21 protein-coding genes are annotated in these 19396 nt (G+C 61.7%); 6 read left to right on the forward strand and 15 right to left on the reverse strand.

The window, feature by feature from the left end; genetic code table 11:
• Positions 1-41: 41 nt before the first annotated feature.
• Complete coding sequence (locus N1058_RS15200) at positions 42-869, reverse strand: EipB family protein (protein WP_265518440.1); 828 nt, start codon at positions 867-869, stop codon at positions 42-44.
• 116 nt (positions 870-985) lie between these two features.
• Here N1058_RS15200 and N1058_RS15205 point away from each other — a divergent pair, with 116 nt between their 5' ends.
• The 5 genes from N1058_RS15205 (at position 986) to N1058_RS15225 (ending at position 4629) form a co-directional block, all read left to right on the forward strand.
• Positions 986-1450, forward strand: a complete 465-nt coding sequence (locus tag N1058_RS15205) for a RidA family protein (protein WP_265518441.1) — start codon at positions 986-988, stop codon at positions 1448-1450.
• A gap of 2 nt (positions 1451-1452) precedes the next feature.
• Positions 1453-2163, forward strand: a complete 711-nt coding sequence (locus tag N1058_RS15210) for a glycerophosphodiester phosphodiesterase (RefSeq protein WP_265518442.1) — start codon at positions 1453-1455, stop codon at positions 2161-2163.
• A gap of 39 nt (positions 2164-2202) precedes the next feature.
• On the forward strand, positions 2203-3384 hold the full coding sequence (locus N1058_RS15215) for a GNAT family N-acetyltransferase (RefSeq protein WP_265518443.1): 1182 nt from the start codon (positions 2203-2205) through the stop codon (positions 3382-3384).
• Between the two features lie 73 nt (positions 3385-3457).
• A complete protein-coding gene (locus tag N1058_RS15220) occupies positions 3458-3901 on the forward strand; it encodes an HIT family protein (protein ID WP_265518444.1) in 444 nt (147 codons plus the stop codon).
• A complete protein-coding gene (locus N1058_RS15225) occupies positions 3898-4629 on the forward strand; it encodes a glycosyltransferase family 25 protein (protein ID WP_265518445.1) in 732 nt (243 codons plus the stop codon). Before N1058_RS15220 ends, N1058_RS15225 begins: the two co-directional genes overlap by 4 nt.
• 8 nt (positions 4630-4637) lie before the next feature.
• Here the strand turns inward: N1058_RS15225 and N1058_RS15230 are convergent, their stop codons facing one another.
• From N1058_RS15230 to N1058_RS15255, 6 genes are all read right to left on the reverse strand, one after another.
• Positions 4638-5636 (reverse strand): O-antigen ligase family protein, encoded by a 999-nt coding sequence (locus N1058_RS15230; protein ID WP_265518446.1) that lies wholly within the window; start codon positions 5634-5636, stop codon positions 4638-4640.
• Between the two features lie 623 nt (positions 5637-6259).
• Positions 6260-6616, reverse strand: coding sequence for an AzlD domain-containing protein (locus N1058_RS15235; RefSeq protein ID WP_265518447.1), 357 nt, complete (start codon positions 6614-6616; stop codon positions 6260-6262).
• Positions 6613-7359: an AzlC family ABC transporter permease gene (locus tag N1058_RS15240; RefSeq protein ID WP_265518448.1), complete on the reverse strand. Its 747-nt coding sequence runs from the start codon at positions 7357-7359 to the stop codon at positions 6613-6615. The genes N1058_RS15235 and N1058_RS15240 overlap by 4 nt, the downstream gene beginning before the upstream one ends.
• A gap of 183 nt (positions 7360-7542) precedes the next feature.
• Positions 7543-10002 (reverse strand): ATP-dependent Clp protease ATP-binding subunit ClpA, encoded by a 2460-nt coding sequence (clpA, locus tag N1058_RS15245; protein ID WP_265518449.1) that lies wholly within the window; start codon positions 10000-10002, stop codon positions 7543-7545.
• An 8-nt stretch (positions 10003-10010) separates the two neighbouring features.
• Positions 10011-10340, reverse strand: a complete 330-nt coding sequence (clpS, locus tag N1058_RS15250; RefSeq protein ID WP_265518514.1) for an ATP-dependent Clp protease adapter ClpS — start codon at positions 10338-10340, stop codon at positions 10011-10013.
• Between the two features lie 294 nt (positions 10341-10634).
• On the reverse strand, positions 10635-10964 hold the full coding sequence (locus N1058_RS15255; protein ID WP_265518450.1) for a phasin family protein: 330 nt from the start codon (positions 10962-10964) through the stop codon (positions 10635-10637).
• A 346-nt stretch (positions 10965-11310) separates the two neighbouring features.
• Between N1058_RS15255 and N1058_RS15260 the strand changes: the two genes are divergently transcribed.
• Positions 11311-12549: a D-alanyl-D-alanine carboxypeptidase family protein gene (locus N1058_RS15260; RefSeq protein WP_265518451.1), complete on the forward strand. Its 1239-nt coding sequence runs from the start codon at positions 11311-11313 to the stop codon at positions 12547-12549.
• An 87-nt stretch (positions 12550-12636) separates the two neighbouring features.
• Here the strand turns inward: N1058_RS15260 and N1058_RS15265 are convergent, their stop codons facing one another.
• The 8 genes from N1058_RS15265 to N1058_RS15300 form a co-directional block, all read right to left on the reverse strand.
• Positions 12637-13335, reverse strand: a complete 699-nt coding sequence (locus N1058_RS15265; RefSeq protein WP_265518452.1) for a DnaJ domain-containing protein — start codon at positions 13333-13335, stop codon at positions 12637-12639.
• Positions 13332-14069: a VWA domain-containing protein gene (locus N1058_RS15270; protein ID WP_265518453.1), complete on the reverse strand. Its 738-nt coding sequence runs from the start codon at positions 14067-14069 to the stop codon at positions 13332-13334. Before N1058_RS15270 ends, N1058_RS15265 begins: the two co-directional genes overlap by 4 nt.
• 51 nt (positions 14070-14120) lie before the next feature.
• Positions 14121-14549: a DUF1489 family protein gene (locus N1058_RS15275; RefSeq protein ID WP_265518454.1), complete on the reverse strand. Its 429-nt coding sequence runs from the start codon at positions 14547-14549 to the stop codon at positions 14121-14123.
• A 73-nt stretch (positions 14550-14622) separates the two neighbouring features.
• Positions 14623-16023 carry an L-serine ammonia-lyase gene (locus N1058_RS15280; RefSeq protein WP_265518455.1) on the reverse strand — a complete coding sequence of 467 codons (1401 nt, stop codon included), beginning with the start codon at positions 16021-16023 and terminating at the stop codon, positions 14623-14625.
• A gap of 168 nt (positions 16024-16191) precedes the next feature.
• Positions 16192-16320 (reverse strand): hypothetical protein, encoded by a 129-nt coding sequence (locus tag N1058_RS15285; protein WP_265518520.1) that lies wholly within the window; start codon positions 16318-16320, stop codon positions 16192-16194.
• A gap of 232 nt (positions 16321-16552) precedes the next feature.
• A complete protein-coding gene (locus N1058_RS15290) occupies positions 16553-17380 on the reverse strand; it encodes a YdcF family protein (protein ID WP_265518456.1) in 828 nt (275 codons plus the stop codon).
• Between the two features lie 44 nt (positions 17381-17424).
• Positions 17425-18912, reverse strand: a complete 1488-nt coding sequence (gatA, locus tag N1058_RS15295; RefSeq protein WP_265518457.1) for an Asp-tRNA(Asn)/Glu-tRNA(Gln) amidotransferase subunit GatA — start codon at positions 18910-18912, stop codon at positions 17425-17427.
• Positions 18909-19394, reverse strand: a complete 486-nt coding sequence (locus N1058_RS15300) for a GNAT family N-acetyltransferase (protein WP_265518458.1) — start codon at positions 19392-19394, stop codon at positions 18909-18911. The genes gatA and N1058_RS15300 overlap by 4 nt, the downstream gene beginning before the upstream one ends.
• Positions 19395-19396: the final 2 nt, after the last annotated feature.

Raw genomic sequence — 19396 nt, forward strand, 5'->3', positions numbered from 1 at the left:
GCCGGCGGCGGTCGATTGCCGCAGTTGCCCAGGCAGATGCGCTATTGCGCCGGGCAGCTATCGTCCGTGTCGAACAGCGTCAGGTCGGCGAGTTTCGCCGTCATGGAATACTCATCGTAGCGGATGAGCATGTCCCGCTGCACGCCGTTTTCATGCAGCTTGAAGCTCACGATATAATCGCTCACCTCTTCGCCGCCCGACTTCTCACCGTCGAAATAAGCGGCAGTCACTGCCATGAACTCGTCCTCGGACAGTTCCCCGAGCGCCTCGGCCTCAGGATCGTTCTCCTCCACGGGCTTGGGCTTTCCCACGACGACCGACGTCATGATGGCACTATCGGTAAATTCGGTCCCGTCGAATATCGGGCTTTGGAAGAAACTCTCACCCTTCTCGGCATTGTCCAGAAGCCTGTTGAGAAATGCCGAGGGGAAAAGCGTCGTCTCGAAGCTCTGCTCGACCTTCTCCGGCTGCTCGTAGGCAACGGTCGTTCCTTCGTCATCCAGCTTCGCCGTGCCCTTGACCTCGCTCTCCAGTTCCTCGTCAATGAACGACTTGGTCACGAAACGGAATGTCTGGCTGTCAGCATCCTCGAAGCTCGTCACCTGCTGATCGATGAGTCGTTCGCCTTCGCTCATGCCAATGCGCATGACGATGCGCGATTTCAGCGCGTAGCCGGAGCACTTGGAACCGGAAAACTCGAATACCCAGCGGCCGGACAGACTCTCGATTTCGGAATCGTCGTTGGTGTCGGCGAGCGCAAGATTGTAGACTGCGCGATGCGCCTGCAGCTCACGCGCCTGCACATCCAGCGGAACGAAAAACGTGCAAACGGGTGCAAGCAAGGCAATGGCAAGGCGCGGCAGACGCATGTATGAACTCCCGTTACTGGACGGATATATAAAATCAGGCGTGCATCGTCCCACGCGCATTATCTGTCGTGAACAAAGTGCTGCAATCTTGCAAGGGTCAAACACGAGGAAATTCCATGGGCAATGCGATTGAAAAGAGGCTTCTGGAGCTCGGCGTCGAACTCCCCTCGCCCGCCGCTCCGGCCGCCAACTACGTTCCGTTCGCCGAAAGCGGCAAGTTCTTGTTCACTTCCGGTCAACTGCCCATCAAGGATGGCAAGCTGATGGCGATGGGACTGCTCGGGCGCGAACTGGGCACGGAAGCCGGCAAACTCGCCGCCAAATGGTGCGCCGTGAATATCCTGGCGCAAGCCCGGGAGGCCATGGGCGACCTGCAGCGCATAAAGCGGATCGTCAAGATCACCGTCTTCGTAGCCTCGACACCGGACTTCACCGAACAGCACCTGGTCGCCAACGGAGCATCGGATTTCCTCGTTGCCGCCCTTGGCGAAAAAGGTCGCCACGCACGCTCCGCCGTCGGCACCGCTTCTCTGCCCATGAATGCACCAGTGGAAATCGAAGCCACTATCGAGGTGGAATAGCGGTGATCGACCTGAACTGGCTGACGGCGCGGCCGATCGCGCACCGCGGTTTCCATGACCTCAATCGTGAATGCTGGGAGAACACCCTGCCCGCCTTCCAGGCGGCGATCGATCGATCCTATGCCATCGAGTGCGACGTGCACCTGAGCAAGGACGGCGTTCCGATGGTGTTCCACGACGACGAACTGGGGCGCCTGGCAGGTCAGCCCGGCCACGTTTGGAACAAGACCGCTGCCGAGCTCCGGCAAATGCGGATCGGTGAAACGAAAGCTGCTATCCCGAGCCTCAACGATGCGCTTGATCTCGTTTCAGGACGTGTCCCCTTGATCGTCGAGCTCAAGGGTTCGGGGGAACATGGCGAAGGCCTCGTTGCCGCCGTCGCAGCGCGGTTGAAGGCATATGAAGGTCCTTGCGCCATGATGTCCTTCGATCACCGGCTGGTGAGACGGTTCCGAACCGAAGCCGCAGGCATTCCGGCCGGACTGACCGCCGAGGGTCGCGGAGCACGCGACATGGAGGCCCATTTTTCCATGCTTGCCAACGGCCTTTCCTTCGTTTCGTATAATGTCGATGACCTGCCGAACCCGTTTGTCACTTTCGTGCGGGAGCGCCTGGCGATGCCCGTCATCACCTGGACCATCCGGGATGAGACGGGCGTCGAAGCGACCAGACGTCATGCCGACCAGATCACCTTCGAGGGCTTTGCCGCCTGAGGCGAATGTCGAAACACACGGCAATGAACAGGAAGCAAGATGAATTCGCACGAACGCGAAGCGACCTTGCGTATCGCCACCAGTCTCGACGCATTCGCGCCCGATGAATGGGCGCTCTTGGAGGGCGCGTCGAAGACGCCGGGTGCGTACTACAACCCGTTCCTTTCCCACGCCTTTCTGAAATCGCTGGAGGAAAGCGGCTGCGCGTGCGCCGCTACCGGCTGGCAGCCGCAGTTCCTGCGCCTCGACGACGCATGCGGACAACTCCTCGGCGCCGTGCCCGCCTATCTGAAGTCCCACAGCCAGGGCGAATACGTGTTCGACCACGGATGGGCTGACGCTTTCGAGCGCGCCGGCGGGCGCTACTACCCGAAGCTGCAGGTCTCCGTCCCCTTTACCCCCGCGACCGGCCCCCGTCTTCTGGTCCGCCGCAGCAGCGACGGGCTTTCCGTAAAGCACGCCCTCGCCGCCGGCTTGAACACGCTTACGCAGCGTCTAGGCATCTCCTCGGCCCACGTAACCTTCGCCCAAGATGCGGACATCGAAGCGCTGCAAGCAGCCGGCTACCTGACGAGAACAGACCAGCAGTTCCACTTCTTCAACGAGGACTATGCGTCTTACGACGATTTTCTGGCAAGCCTGGCCTCACGCAAGCGCAAGGCCATCCGCAAGGAAAGACGGACGGCGGTGGAAGCCGGCATCGAAATCGACCGTCTCACCGGCTCCGATATCACAGAGGCGGCCTGGGACGATTTTTACGCTTTTTATATGGACACCGGCAGCCGCAAATGGGGCCGCCCCTATCTCAACCGGCGTTTCTTTTCCCTCATCGGCGAGCGCATGGCCGATGATATCCTGTTGGTGATGGCCCGCCGCAATGGCCGCTATATCGCCGGCGCCATCAATTTTATCGGCAGCGATGCGCTCTACGGCCGCAACTGGGGCTGCATCGAGCACCACCCCTTCCTGCATTTCGAGGTCTGCTATCACCAGGCCATCGAGTTCGCCATCGAGCGCGGCCTGGACCGCGTCGAGGCGGGCGCGCAGGGCGAACACAAGCTGGCGCGCGGTTATCTGCCCGTCGTCACGCGCTCGGCCCATTTCATCGCGCATCCCGGCCTGCGCCGCGCCGTCGCCGACTATCTCGAGAACGAACGACAGGATGTCGAGATGATCGGCGAAATCCTCGCCGGCCATGCCCCTTTTCGCAAGGACGGCTAGCCTTTGGCCTTGACCGCGACGCGCGCGGCCACCAAAACAACGCGCGCAAGATGTATTTGCCTAGGGGACGACCATGAGCGGCAGCGCATACGATCAGGACAACGTTTTCGCCAAGATCCTCCGCGGCGAGCTACCGGCCCACAAGATATACGAGGACGACCAGACCCTCGCCTTCATGGACATCATGCCTCGCGGCGACGGGCATTGCCTGGCGATCCCGAAGCAACCGGCCCGCAATCTTCTGGACGCCGAGCCCGACAGCCTCGCCGCCCTCATGGCCACCGTCCAGAAGGTCGGCCGCGCCGCGATGACAGCCTTCGACGCGGACGGCCTCACCGTTCAACAGTTCAACGAAGAAGCCGGCGGCCAGATCGTCTTCCATCTCCATGTCCACATCATCCCCCGCTTCACCGGCGTAGCGCTGCGGCCCCATACCGGCGAGATGGCCGACCAGGACAAGCTGGCGGAACAGGCGGCGAAGATCAGGGCCATGCTGGAGGCTGGGCGCGCGGAGTGAGTATCCCTGTCCTGGTCATCAATCTCGACCGCTCCAAGGATCGGTGGGAGGCAATCCGCGCGCGCGCCGCATCGATCGGCCTCACGCCAGAGCGCGTCACAGCGGTAGACGGCATGGCCCTGGACCAGTCGGAATGGCGGGAATTCAAGGTTTGGAAATTCCAGCTCTTCCACGGGCGACGGCCCCTGGCGACGGAATATGGTTGTTATATGAGCCATATTCGCGCCTTGGACAGGGTGATTGCGGCGGGTTGGTCACATGCGATCATCCTTGAAGACGACGCCGACTTCGTGGCCGATTTTGCGCCGCGGATCGAGGCGCTGGCGCAGATGAAGTCTGCGCCCGAAATCGTCAAGCTCTACAATCATCGCCTCAAAGGTTTTGTGCCGAAAGCCAAGAGCCAGGCGGGCGACGTTGTCGGTCGTTGCATCCACGGTCCGCTTGGCTCCGCGATGGGCTATCTCATTTCGCAACAGGGCGCCAGGACACTGCGTGCCGCCCTCCTGCCAATATTCCTTCCGTTTGATATCGCGTTGGAGCGTGGGTGGGCACACCAGGCTTCGGTGGCAACGACCAAGGAGCCGTTGCTGCAACCTGCCCTATCCGCCTCGACTATCTCGCCGGCCGGCTACCGCAAGACGAAGTTCCCCTTTTACATGCGCATTCCAACAGCGCTTTTCCGCGGCCAGGACTATGTCAGGCGCGCGATCTACGCCGTTCGCGGCTGACGTCGAACCTATATCCAGGTTGTTACCTTGATGCGGCCTTCCTGTTGCCGCCGGTAATAGCAGTAAAACCCGAAGGCTGCGGAAAACCACATGAACGACTCGCCAATCGCGAGCCGAACGTTCGAGTTGCTGAGTATCGTGATGGCGAAAAACAACAGCACCGCCGTATAGGTGCTGAAGGCGGCCGGATCGACTATGCCCTCGCGCTTCGCCCGCCAGACCTGCCTGACCGTCCAGGCAAACAGCAATGCGTAGAAGGCCAATCCCACCACGCCGTAGCGGATCGCAATTTCGAGATAGCCATTGTGAAGCAGGCTGTAATCGGCATCCGGATAGACCCGGGTCTGCCAATCGATCAGCCACGCGACACCCTTGCCAAAGATCGGATTTTCGGCCCAGATCAGCACGGCACTCGCCCAAAGCATCAGCCGCTCGCGAACTCCCCCGGGGGCGGCCTCGTTGTGGATCATGTGGTCCACCCCCCGGGCAACCCCCGCGCTACCGGTCACTTCGGACCACAGTTCCCCAACAGCCAGTGCCGTGTCGTCGGTAGCTGCCCAGATGCCGTGCCAGGCGAACGAAACCGTGACGGCCACGGCAATCGCAACGACGCCGATCGGCACGACAAGCCTCCGTCGCGCACCATGTGTCGTTGTCATGTAAAGGAGCTGAGCCGGCAGCGCCACGGCCAGGGCGAGCCATACACCCTTGGACTTCAAGGCGTAGACGTTGGCCAGCGCGACAAACAGGGTTACGACCGCGATCACTATCAGGCTGCTGCGGAGTGTGGAATGGACGCCGCCGGTTCTCAGCAAGTAACTTGCAAAAGGCAGCATGCACAGCACCATCATGCCCTGCGCAACGGCCGCATGAATTGGATTCGCATGAAAGACGACCTCCGCCCGATGCCCTTCAACTATTGCCGCGGGATCAATCGAATATAAAACCATAACGAAGCTGATCAGAACGAAAGCAGCAACAGGAATAAAAGGGCGGTGAACCGCCAAGAACAGTGCGTATCCTGTTATTGTGTATAGCATTGGAAATAAATAAATTCCTTCAGCCGATCCAATGCCCTCTTCTGGGTACATTACATAATTGTATAACAGCCTAATTAGGATGTAAGACGCCCATCCAATGCATATAATACCCATTTTTCCAATTAATACTTTACTATCTAATCGAAAATCGATCCAGAAATAGTATATTGTAACCGGAATGAGGCTAACCAGCGCGACATATCTGTAGGCATCCGATTCGAACCAGATCGCAGAGACGAAGATCAGAAGGGCTGTATAGACAACCAGCTCTCCAACGAGGCCAGGCGAAGCGGGCTCATCACGCGGATTGACAGGCAATGGTTCACTCTCTGGTCAACTGGCGGTGGGTGACGTCTATCGGAACAAGAGCGGGTAGGCCGCCTCAACAGCCGCCACATATGACCTCACAAGCCGTACCGCGCAAGCGCGCACATTGCCCCACTGGTGCTTGCATCACTGAAGTCGGAGCTTTTCCGACGAATGACCGCAAATCGGCAAGGGGGCTGAATATTGAAGAAGCAACTGGATGCCATCCCCTCGACAAGGGCGATTACCGCCCGGCGGGCAGGAGCGTTGGTGATACCGGCAGATCAGAGATCATATTGGGCTAGCATCCCCGCCGCCAGCACCGCTTCACCGACTATGATGCCGACGATTACACGCTTGCCTGCGGCGAGATATGCAGCGAAGCCGGCAAAGCCCGCCATAAGCCGCATCCACAGTGGCGTGGCAGCCAGTGCGCCGGTGGGAAAGATTACCAGGTTTGCAATGACTGCGGCGACGAGCGCCGTTGCAATACAGCGCACCATCACCAGCAGTTCCGAATCCTCGGAAAGCTTGCCACCGAAATAAACGCCAACGAAACGCCATACGTCCGTAGCGAACCAGCCACCGACGATGATGAAGAGGTAAGGCCACCACCAGGCGTCAATCGCGTAAAAGCTCATGCCCCGCGCCTCCGTTTGCCGATCAGGTGGAGAGCGTAGGCCGCGATACCGGCGGTCAGACCGGCAGCGAGCAGGTCGAAATCTGGTGTCAGGAGGTGAAACACGGGGCCAAGGACCAGCCCGAAGACCATCGCCACCTGCCCCGCCCGCTCCCGCGCCGAACCCCAGAGCGAAGTCAGGAAATACATTGGGGTCAGGAAGAACAGGGCAGCCGAGACCGGCGGCGGCAGCCGTCCCGCGACAATGAAAACAACCGCCACCACCAGCATGTTGCCGAGCACCAGCGTCCCGCCCAGCCCGGCATAGAAAGTGGTCCGCATCGGCCTCGGCACCAGGCGGAACTGCTCCATTGCCAGCACCCACGACGTGACGGCCACGAAATGCGACAGTACGTAAAGCACCCAGGCCGGCGTCTTTGGCGTCCGCATTTCCGGCGTGAGCGCCACCACCATTGGCGCCAACCGTACCGACGAGAGCGCAACGGCGAAGGCGGCGGCAGGCAGGCCGTTTCCGGCGATCACCGCGCCGACGAGGACCACCTTCGCCGGCAGCGCCCAGACGATGCCCGTCATGAAGACGGTTTGCGCCAGGGTCAGCCCGGCGTCACGGGCAAGTCCGGCAAAACCGACAAAGGCGCTGGCCAGGATAAGTCCGGGAATGGAGAAGGCCGACCGCACGCCGCGCAGCAGCCAGTAGCGGCGGGATCCGGTCGTTTCAGCGGTGTTGCCGTCGGTTGCGTCCATGGGTTTTGCTGCATAGCACAATGGCTGCCGCCGCGCGATAAAGCTGCCGGCACCGTCTTGGCGCAATCAACCGCTAATTTCTGGTCCAGAAACAAAAACAAAGAGCGCGCGGAAAATCCGCGCGCTCTGTCGAATGATATACATACTGCCGGACACGATGGCCGTGCGCCATCGCAACGGCTCTCAGCCCTTGCGCGGCAATTGCGGCACGAGGCTACGTTTGGGCGGCTCCTTCGGCTCCGGCGACTTTCTTGCTTTCGCCGGCTTGGCCTTCTTGGCTACGCCGCGCTTTGAGGCCGACTTCTTGGCAGACTCGGATTCGCGCTTTGGCCTCACGGGCGTCTCGTCCGGGATAGCATCCAGCTTGAGGCCCGTCGTGCCATCCTCCTTGCGATCCACGGTAACCCGCACGGTGCCGCCGCGCCTGAGTTTTCCGAAGAGCACTTCTTCGGCCAGCGGCTTCTTGATGTGCTCCTGGATCACCCGTCCGAGCGGTCGGGCACCCATGCGTTCGTCGTAGCCCTTCTCCGCAAGCCAGGCGACTGCCTCGTCCGAGAGATCGAAAGTAACGCGACGCTCGGCAAGCTGGGCTTCCAGCTGCATGACGAATTTCTGCACGACCTGATGCACCACCGGCACCGGCAGGGCGCCGAACGGGATGATGGCGTCGAGGCGGTTGCGGAACTCCGGTGTGAACAGCCGGTTGATCGCCTCCATGTCGTCGCCCTCGCGCTTGGACGAGCCGAAGCCAATCGCCGGCTTGGCCATGTCGGACGCGCCCGCATTGGTGGTCATGATCAGCACCACATTGCGGAAGTCAATGCGCTTGCCGTTATGGTCAGTCAGCTTGCCGTGATCCATGACCTGAAGCAGGATGTTGAACAGATCCGGGTGCGCCTTCTCGATCTCGTCGAGCAGGAGCACGCAGTGTGGATGCTGGTCGACACCATCGGTGAGCAGCCCACCCTGGTCGAAGCCCACATATCCCGGCGGCGCGCCGATCAGGCGCGAGACCGTGTGGCGCTCCATATATTCCGACATGTCGAAGCGCAGCAGCTCCACCCCGAGCGAGGCGGCCAGTTGCTTGGCGACTTCCGTCTTGCCGACGCCCGTCGGACCCGAGAACAGGTAGGAGCCGATCGGCTTTTCGGGTTCGCGCAGTCCTGCGCGCGCCAGCTTGATCGACGAGGCAAGCGCTTCGATGGCGTTTTCCTGGCCGTAGACGACGCGCTTGAGCTCGATCTCCAGCCCGGCGAGCACCTTCTCGTCGTCGGCCGAAACGGTCTTGGGCGGGATGCGCGCCATCGTGGCGATGGTATTCTCGATCTCCCTGACGCTGATCGTCTTGCGGCGCTTCGATTCCGGCAACAGCTTCTGCGACGCGCCCGTCTCGTCGATCACGTCGATCGCCTTGTCGGGCAGCTTGCGGTCGTTGATGTAGCGCGCCGAGAGTTCCACCGCCGCTTTCACCGCCTCATTGGTATATTTGACCTTGTGGAAGTCCTCGAAATAGGGCTTGAGCCCCTTCATGATCTCGATGGCGTCTGCAAGAGTCGGTTCGTTCACGTCGATCTTCTGGAACCGGCGGACAAGAGCCCGGTCCTTCTCGAAGAACTGGCGGAACTCCTTGTAGGTGGTCGAGCCGATGCAGCGGATCGCACCGGAGGAAAGCGCCGGCTTCAGCAGGTTCGAGGCATCCATGGCTCCGCCCGAAGTGGCGCCGGCGCCGATCACCGTATGGATTTCGTCAATGAACAGGATGGCACCGGGGAAATCCTCCAGTTCCTTGACCACCTGCTTCAGCCGCTCCTCGAAATCGCCGCGATAGCGCGTGCCGGCCAGAAGTGTGCCCATGTCGAGGGCGAAGATCGTGGCATCGGCCAGTGCATCCGGCACATCGTCCTCGACGATGCGCTTGGCCAGTCCTTCGGCAATCGCCGTCTTGCCAACGCCAGGATCACCCACATAGAGCGGGTTGTTCTTGGAGCGGCGGCACAGGACCTGGATCGTGCGGTTGATCTCCGGCTGACGCCCGATCAGTGGATCGATGCGGCCGGCGCGCGCCTTTTCATTGAGATTCACGCAATAGGCCGACAGCGCGTCCTGCTGCTGCTTCTTCTTCGTGCCTTCCTCGGCCTCGGCGCCAGGACCTGTGGCCTGGTCCTCGTCGGCGCCGCGCGGTGTGCGGGTTTCCGAGCCGCCGGGCCGCTTGGCGATGCCGTGGCTGATATAGTTGACCGCGTCATAGCGGGTCATCTGCTGTTCCTGGAGGAAGTAGGCGGCGTGGCTTTCGCGCTCGGCAAAGATCGCGACAAGCACATTGGCGCCGGACACCTCTTCCCGTCCGGAAGATTGCACATGGATCACCGCGCGCTGGATGACGCGCTGGAACCCGGCCGTCGGCTTGGAATCCTCGTCATACCCGGTGACCAGATTGTCGAGTTCGCCATCGACATAGTCGAGCACCGTCCGTCGCAACTCGTCGAGATCGACGTTGCAGGCGCGCATGACGGCAGCTGCATCCGTATCGTCGATCAGCGCGAGAAGCAGATGCTCCAGCGTCGCATATTCGTGATGACGTTCATTGGCATAGGTCAGCGCCTGGTGCAGCGCGCGCTCTAGACCCTGCGAGAAAGCCGGCATTCAAGACCTCACTTCTTCTCCATCACGCATTGCAGCGGATGCTGATGCTGACGGGCAAAATCCATGACCTGAGTCACTTTGGTCTCGGCCACTTCGAATGTATAGACGCCGCACTCCCCGACGCCATGCTTGTGTACGTGCAACATGATCACGGTCGCAGCTTCCCTGTTCTTCTGGAAAAAGCGCTCCAGAACATGCACGACGAATTCCATGGGCGTATAATCGTCGTTCAAAAGCAGCACACGATAGAGGCTGGGCTTCTTCGTTTTCGTGCGGGTACGCGTAATGACCGCCGTGCCGCGTCCGGCGTTGTTGCCCTCGTCGTCCCCACGGTTCATCCGCAAAGCGTCGCCTGGCATTTTCATCTCGCCGATCGTCAATCGTCCCATGCTTCCCGCCGCACCTCATCATGAGTGCAGCATGTAGGTGTTCGTCTGTTGATTTTAAGGCCTTCTTGCGCGCTGACAATACGCATTAGTCCTTGTAAGCCGCAATTTTACGGCATGCGCAGGCCGTTGGGCGCAGCCTGGCCATGGATGAATAATTTTGAGGCAACGAAAAACCCGGCCGCATGGCACGGCCGGGTTGGATTTCAGGCATGACACATACCGGCCGCCTGCGCGGCGGCAGTGCTACTTGAGGTTCTTCAGCGTGGCCTCGAACGGCTTGCAGGCATCCTTGGCGATGGCGGTATAAAGATCGGTCATCCGGGTAGCCTGCGCAACGAAGCCCTCATAGCTCTGCTTCAGATAGTCGGTCTGGATCTCGAACGCCTTCTCCACAGACTTGGCCGAAGCCAGCTTCTCTGCGGCCGCGCTGCCGGTTTCCATGGCCTTCTTGGAATAATCGGCGGCTTCGACCGAAAGCTCCTGCAGGCCCTTGGACACGACGGCAGCGCTCTGGAGGCTGCTGTCCATCCATTCCTGTCCGAACTTGCCGACATTATCGAATGACTGTGCCATTGTGCTGCATCCTTCCGTAAATCTCATCTCACACTCTATTGTGCGGTGCACAAATTGTAGTGTGCATCGCACCATTCTGCAAGATGCGTATTTTTTTGAAACGCGGCCCGCCGGAACAGTGAATTGTTAAAAGTCGCTTCGATTCCGACCAATTCCCAAAAGATTTAAATCACCATAAACGGATTGGTAACGAGCCGCACACTAGCCTTCGTCAAAGGGCCAGGATGCCGATCGGGCCGGCCCGCGTAAAAACACGGTTCCAAAGGGTGCGGTTGTGCGTCAGGCATTTGCAGATCTCGCAAGGCTAGTTCGTTCTTGTTCGAAGTCTTCGGTAACGGTCGTCGTCATGACGGCTTTCCTCGCCGCTTCGGCGGGAGCTGCCAGTGCGAACTCCAAATATGCCGGCATCGTCATCGATGCGAAGACCGGCAAGACCCTCTATGAAGACAGCGCCGATGCCTACCGGTATCCGGCATCGCTGACCAAGATGATGACCTTGTACTTGGTCTTCGAGGCACTGGCCTCGAAGCGCATTTCCAAGAACTCGCGCGTTACGGTTTCCCGTAACGCTGCCGCCGAACCGCCGACCAAGCTTGGGGTGCCGGCAGGCAAGAGCGTCACCGTCGAACAGGCGATCCAGGCGCTGGTAACCAGATCAGCGAACGACGTCTCCACGGCTGTGGCTGAGTTTCTCGGTGGCTCCGAGAGCGAGTTCGCCAAGCTGATGACGACCAGGGCGCGCCAACTCGGCATGTCCAGAACCACTTTCCGCAATGCGCATGGCCTGCCCAACAGCGAGCAGAAGACGACGGCGCGCGATATGGCACGGCTGGGAATCGCGCTGCGTGAGCATTTCCCGCAGTATTACGACTACTTCTCCACCCGCTCCTTCACCTATGCAGGCCGCCGTATCAGCACCCACAACAACCTGCTTGGCCGCGTGAAGGGCGTCGACGGCATCAAGACCGGCTATATCCGTGCCTCGGGGTTCAATCTGGTCTCGTCCGTGTCGACCGGAAACAGGCAGATCGTTGCCGTCGTCATGGGTGGTCGCACCGCCCGAACCCGAGACGCGCACATGGCCAACCTCATCAAGCGCTACCTGCCGAAGGCGTCCACAGGCAATGACCGCAACCTGATCGCCCGTGGCCCGGCCACGCAGCCGGTCGTGGCCGCGATGATCCCCACGACGAATGTGCCGGTACCGAGCGATCGCCCCGATGTTGCGCCGGTGACCGCTTATGCCGAGGAGCGCGTTGCCTCGGCGAAGGAAACCTTTGCCAAGGCCGTTTCGGACAAGTCCGACATCGATCCCGTCCGTACATCATCCACCGCGGTCTCCGGCTGGGTCATTCAGGTCGCCTCAATGCCCACCGAGGACGAGGCACGCCGTTACCTGGCCGACACCGTTCGCGAGGCCGAAACGCTTCTGGTCGACGCCACGCCCTTCACCGAAACCTTCGAGCTCAAGGGCCGCACCTATTACCGCGCCAGGTTCGGCGGCTTCGAAGGCAAGAATGACGCATGGGGCGCATGCGCGACGCTGAAGAAGAAGAACGTGGCCTGCTACGCCGTTCAGAACTAGATCGACTTCGGAAAGAGCGGACCCGTTTCCGGATCGGCGTTGCGCAAACCCGTGAACAAAAACCCCGCCAGTATCGTGTAAGGAGGGTTATCTGTGATTGGACAAGAGCAAGTCGCGAGCTTCGTTGATGCGGGCGGCAAGAAAAGGGGACCCGCCCATATCGGGATGCAGACGCTGCATCAGGCGGCGATGAGCCTTTCGGATTTCCGCCGCGGACGCTCCCGGTTCAAGACCAAGGATCTCGTAAGCCTCCTCCTTGGTCATGGGGCCCGCACTTTCCGCGCGTCGCTCCCTGTCGCCGTCGTTCGCATCCGCGCCTTCGCGCCAGACGGGAAACCGGCTGTCAAGATAGGTCTCCAGTAGCTGCAGGCTTTCCTCGTCGCCGGCGAGTTCCGCCCTCAGTTCCAGCAGCTCCTCCTTCGACATCTGCGCCAGTTCCCTGCCCTCGAAGCGCCCTGCCAGCACCGTGCCTTCAAGTTCGCCGCTGTCGTGATCCAGCGCCATTTCGAGTGCCGCCGATCGGACCGTCGAACGCTGGCCCGGCTGAGGCCTGCTCATTCGTCGTATCATGTGCGACGAGCCGAACCAGGCGGCGGCACCTGACAGAAGCATGCCGCCAAGGCCCGCCCTGCCCGCGAAAAGCATGACAAGCCCAACCAGGCCGAGGAGCATAGGTCCAGCGAGGCGCAGTGCGCCGGCAATGGCGGTGGGGCTTGCGCGGGTAAAGGCAAACGCGCTGAGTGCCAGCAACAGCACCAGCCCGAAAAAAAGAAACGGAACGGTCATCCGCGCTTGCCGCTCAGATGTTCGATCATCATCCGGTCCTCGGCGCGCGCCCGGGATTCGAGCGCCCTCAATCCGCCGCTGGCATAGACCGCAACGGAGGAAAGCAGCTTTGCCAGCGTATCGGCTGAATTGCGGTCGAAGCGAAACCATGCGCCCTTCGACAGCCTGGCGATCTCCCGGAAGGCGTTTGTGGCGACTGGATCGTAACCTTCCTGGAACATGAACGCCGGCACGCCTTTAAGTCCCAGCTCTCCCGCCTTGTGAGCGAGATGATCGACATTTTCCTCCATGGCATCGCCAATGAAGACCAGTGCGTTGACCTTCTTGCGGGCATGTTCCTTCAGGCCATGCGAAAGCACTTTGCCGATCTGCGTCTGGCCGCCTCGGCAATCGATCCGCGTCATCAGGTTCTTGAGGCTGGCGGTGTCGGCAACGAAGCGCGACGAACGGCACTCTCCAAACCCGCGATAGTAGACGAGTTGCACGTTGAGCGAGCCTGCCTTGCCGACCGCATCGAACATCTCGGCCTGGATGTTGCAGGCCAGATCCCAGGTCGGCTGACGGCTCATCGTCGCGTCAAGCGCCAGGATGAGGCGCCCCCCCGCTTGATCCCCCGGCACGGCCATGGCGCGCGCCTGCCGCACGAACGCCTCCACCGCACTGTTTGGCGAGCGCGTGTTTTCGACATCGGATTTGATGTCGGGTCGGACCGGTGTCTTTCGAGTATCGCTCATGAGCAAAAGATGTGGTGTTACAGCGCTGCTGGCAAGAGCGGATGATCCGCCTCACATCAGTCCGAGTTCGGTCAGTTCGCGCCGCAGGTGATCCGGCAACTCTTCCGCCTCACCACGGGTCCTGTCTGCCGGCGCATCCTCGGTCTTCAGATAGCGCCACCCCTGAAACGGTCGCCGCGGCTGCCACTCGGTGAGCACGAGGCTGGGCTCCAGTATCAGATGGCAACGGGAGACGCCCTCGCCGTCGGTGAACGGACGCACCTCCAGAAGTTTCTGCCGGCACTGTACCATTCCCTTCATGACCCAATAGAGCGAGCCTCCCGCGAGGTCGTCCAGACGCTTGGGCACCATCCGCGTGGTATGGAAATGCTCAAGCGGCTGTCCCAGCCGCACCTTTTCGGCAAGCCTGTGTTTGACCCAGCCTTCGAGTTGTTCCGGGCTCTCGCAGCCCACACAGAGTTTTATCAGATTTAGCGCCATTCCCTTACTTTGGGGCGCTGGGCCGTCAGGTCAATCTCGACTGCGCCATGTCCACAGCCCAGCCGCCTCGACCTCAACACTCCACGACGTTGACCGCCAGCCCGCCGAGGCTGGTTTCCTTGTAGCGCTCGTTCATGTCTTGCCCCGTCTGGCGCATGGTTTCGATGGCCGCGTCCAGCGATACGAAATGTGTCCCGTCGCCCTTCACGGCGAGGGATGCCGCCGTCACGGCCTTTACCGCTCCCAGCGCGTTGCGCTCGATGCAGGGCACTTGCACGAGCCCTCCAACCGGATCGCAGGTCATGCCCAGATGATGCTCCAGCGCGATCTCGGCCGCGTTCTCGACCTGCTCCGGCGTGCCTCCCAGCACCGCCGCCAGTCCAGCCGCGGCCATCGCCGATGCCGAGCCCACCTCGCCCTGGCAGCCGACTTCGGCGCCCGATATCGAGGCGTTGTGCTTCACGATGCCGCCCACCGCCGCCGCCGTCAGCAGGAAATCGTGTATCCCCTTCCGGTCGGCGTCCACGTGGAAGCGCAGCCAGTAGCGCATCACTGCCGGCACCACGCCGGCCGCCCCGTTGGTCGGGGCCGTAACGACGCGCCCGCCGGCCGCATTCTCCTCGTTCACCGCCATCGCGTAGACCGACAGCCAGTCATTGGCCAAGAGCGGGTTGGGCCGGTTCTGGCGCCATTCATCGTCGAGCTTGTTATGCAGGTACCGTGCCCTGCGCCGCACATTGAGGCCACCCGGCATGATGCCTTCCTGGGACAGGCCGCGCTCGATGCAGCTCTTCATCGCCTCCCAGATGCGGTCAAGCCCCTCGTCCAACTCCTCGGTGCTCAGCCGCGTCTGTTCGTTCGCCCGCTTCATCTCGGCGATCGACAGGCCGGATTCGGCCGCCATGGCCAGCATCTCGCGGGCATTGGCGAAGGGGTAAGGCACGTTCTTGTCGACCGGCGGCTTGCCCTGCGCCTTCAGCTTCTGCAATTCCTCCTCGGAAGCCACGAAGCCGCCGCCAACGGAATAATAGACGCGCCGCAGGAGCAGGCGGTCATCGGCATCGAAGGCGCTGAAAGCCATGCCGTTGGCATGCCCCGGCAGCGGCGTCTTCTTGTCGAGCACGAGATCGGTGTCGGGATCGAAGGCATATTCGGGGTGCCCCGGCGGGCTGACGCGCCGTTTCGCCCTTATGTCCGCAAGGATGGCTTCCGACTTGTCGGGATCGACGCCGTCCGGCGTCAGCCCCTGCAGGCCGAGCATGACCGCGCGGTCGCTGGCGTGGCCCACGCCCGTATGCGCCAGCGAGCCGTGCAGGCTCGCCGAAAGGCGCGCCACGGCGACACCTGCCGGGCGCGGCCATTCGCCGTCTGCGATTTCCTGCAGGAACCGCTCGGCAGCCGTCATCGGGCCCATCGTGTGCGAACTCGATGGGCCGATCCCGATCTTGAAGAGATCGAACACGGAGAGAAACATGCATTTACCTCATCTGCCGGCCCGACAACCGGGCAGCATTATATCAGTACTATAAGAGCGTGGATTGGACACGCCGGCTTGTCTGACAACGACATGGTAAGACCCGAGCCATAAACGACAAGGCGCGACCTTTCAGCCGCGCCTTGTCATGAATGAAGGATTTGTTTCTCAGCTCGCCGCGACAACCGCGATCGTTTCGCTTCCGGCAAACAGCCATGCCAGCAGAATAATCCCGGCAAGACCAATCACTGCCTTGGCGGTCACGCCCCAGCAGGATTTCTGAACGGTTTCGTCCATCAATTTCCCGTCTTTGTGTTCGAATTCGCGGGCTACCAATCAGCCCCAGCTACCCGCATAAGCCGGGGGATACTCCCTGATGCGGCCCGAAGCAATAGCAAAAGCGGCAGCACCGCGGCACCACCTTGCCAAAAAAGCTTAACGATTGAATCTAAATATAGTCTTTTCAGCAGGTTATGGAAAAATTCCGATTAGCTGATTTTCAACAAATGGGGCAAAAACAAGGCAGTCTCTAACCAGATTCGCGTGGGTCGTGAAGCGGCGCGTCCCTCTCCGGCAGGAGTGTGGGCGTCCGACCCGCTAGGAAATAGGTGGCAAGCGCGATCCATTCCCGAATCGCCACGCTCATATTGCGAAGCGAATCGAGCGCGTTGTCCTCCGCCGGTCCCGGCCACTCACGGCCCGAAGTCTTGTAGTCGGCCGGCCATGGCACGACGGGAAATCCTATCTGACGGAACGCGCCGACGGCGCGTGGCATGTGGAATGCCGAGGTCACGAGCAGCCAGACCTCGCCCGGCCGCGGGTCCACCATACGCCGGGAAAACCGGGCATTCTCGAAGGTATCGCGGGATTCGTTCTCGATCTCGATACGCTCCCGCGCCACGCCAAGTGCCGTCAGAAGTCTGGGCGCGGTGTCCGCATCCCCTTCACCCGCCAGGAACACCGAGCCGGAGCCGCCCGAGACGACGATACGCGCCCGCGGGAAGCGCCGCGCGAGGATGGCCGTTTCCACGAACCGGTCACCGCTGGAATTCAACTCATAGCCGCCACGCGCCAGATTGATCGTGCCCTCGAAGCCGCCGCCAAGCACCACGATCCCGTCGACGCGCGAAGGCATTTCGTCAGGCTGCGCAAAACGTTCCTCCAGCGGGTGCAGAAGCAACGCGCCTGCCGTCGTCCAGGCCGAGGCGACGAGAATCAGAAGCGACATACACCCGGCGGCAAGCGCCAGCCTGCGCCAATTGACGACGAACAACATGAGAGACAGCGCAAGCAACAGCGCCGACAGGCTCAATGGCTGCGCCAGCGCCCAGAATATCGCCGAGAACAAGTGAAACATGAAGCGCCCGCCTCCTTCCCGTCAAGGCAGGCGGTCGCTTCCGCCTACCACCAGCGCTTGGGCGAGAACCGCCCCGCCGCCTGTTCGATCACGTGGCCCGTGCGGAACAGCGTCTCCTCGTCGAAGGGGCGGCCGATAAGCTGCAAGCCGAGCGGCAGGCCCTTTGCGTCGAGACCGGCCGGTACGGCGATGCCGGGCAGGCCCGCCATGTTCACCGTCACTGTGAAAATGTCGTTCAGATACATCTTCACCGGGTCAGCCGCCATGTCCTGGTCGGCCACGCCAAACGCCGCCGATGGCGTCGCCGGCGTCAGGATCGCATCGACCCCGGCCTCGAATACCTGCTCGAAGTCGCGCTTGATCAGCGTGCGCACCTTCTGCGCCCGCAGGTAATAGGCATCGTAATAGCCGGCCGAAAGCACATAGGTGCCGATCATGATGCGACGCTTGACCTCGTCACCGAAACCGGCGGCGCGGGTCTTTTCGTACATATCGGTGATGTCCTTGCCCGCCACCCGCAGCCCGTAGCGCACGCCGTCATAGCGGGCCAGGTTGGAGGAAGCCTCGGCGGGAGCCACGATATAATAGGCCGGCAGCGCATATTTCGTGTGTGGCAGGGATATCTCCACGATCTCCGCGCCCGCATCGCGCATCCAGTCGACGCCTTTCTGCCAAAGCGTCTCGATCTCCTGCGGCATGCCGTCGATGCGATACTCCTTCGGAATGCCGATCTTGAGGCCCCTGATGGACTGTCCGACCGCCCCCTCGTAGTCCGGCACCGGCAGATCGACGGAAGTCGTGTCCTTCGGGTCTACCGAAGCCATGGATTTCAGCAGGATCGCGGCGTCGCGGACGTCGCGCGCGATCGGCCCCGCCTGGTCGAGCGAGGAGGCGAAGGCGACAGTGCCCCACCGCGAGCAGCGGCCGTAGGTCGGCTTGATGCCGACCGTGCCCGTGAGGGCCGCCGGCTGGCGGATAGAGCCGCCCGTGTCGGTAGCCGTGGCGCCGGCGCATAGCCATGCCGCCACCGCCGCGGCCGACCCGCCCGACGAGCCGCCTGGGACCAGGTCAGTGTTGCTGCCTTCCGCCCGCCACGGATTGATCACCGGGCCGTAATAGGAGGTCTCGTTGGACGAGCCCATGGCGAACTCGTCCATGTTCAGCTTGCCGAGCATGACGGCGCCGTCGGCCCATAGATTGGCGGTCACGGTCGACTCGTAGCGCGGCTTGAAGCCGTCGAGGATGTGGCTCGCCGCCTGGGTGTGCACGCCCTCGGTCGCAAAAAGGTCCTTGATGCCGAGCGGAATGCCCTCCAGCGCCCCGGCTTCTCCCCTGGCGATCCGCGCATCGGAGGCAGCCGCCATTTGGCGCGCCTTGTCCGCCGTCACGGCCACATAGGCGTTCAGTTTTTCATTGGCCGCATCTATGGCCGCCAGATAGGTGTCCGTCAGTTCGACGGCGGAAACCTCCCCGGCGCGGAGCTTCGCACGCGCATCGGCGATCGTCAGTTCGGTCAGGCTCAGATCGGTCATGAGGCCGCTTCTTCTTGTGCAAGGAGTTTTTCGTAGAACCGGGAATGGTCGGTGTCGGGATAGTCCAGAATGACGCCGCAGCGGCGGAAGCCACCGGCTTCGTAAAACCGCCACACGGGCGCGAAGGGCTCCGTGCCACCCGTCTCCAGAATGAGGCGGTCGACGCTTGTCCGGCGGGCAAGGGTCTCGACGGCGCCGAGCAGTTTCCGGCCGACGCCCGTGCCGCGCACCGTCGGACGCGTCCACATGCGCTTCACCTCACCCAGCTTCCCCTCATGCGCCTTGAGCGCACCCATGCCCAGCGCCGCCCCGTTGCCGTCCCTGGCGATGAAGACGGTGGTATCGGCCCCAGCCATCTGTTCGGCGGTCATCTGGAACTGGAATTCAGGCGGCGACAGCGGACGAAGATGGCCGTTCAGTTCCACGACCATGGCCCGCACATCGTCCTGCAGCGGCGTTTCGACAGCGATGGAGATTTCCACGG

The organism is Nitratireductor luteus (assembly GCF_026162365.1).
In the GTDB taxonomy this organism is placed as follows: Bacteria; Pseudomonadota; Alphaproteobacteria; order Rhizobiales; family Rhizobiaceae; genus Chelativorans; species Chelativorans luteus.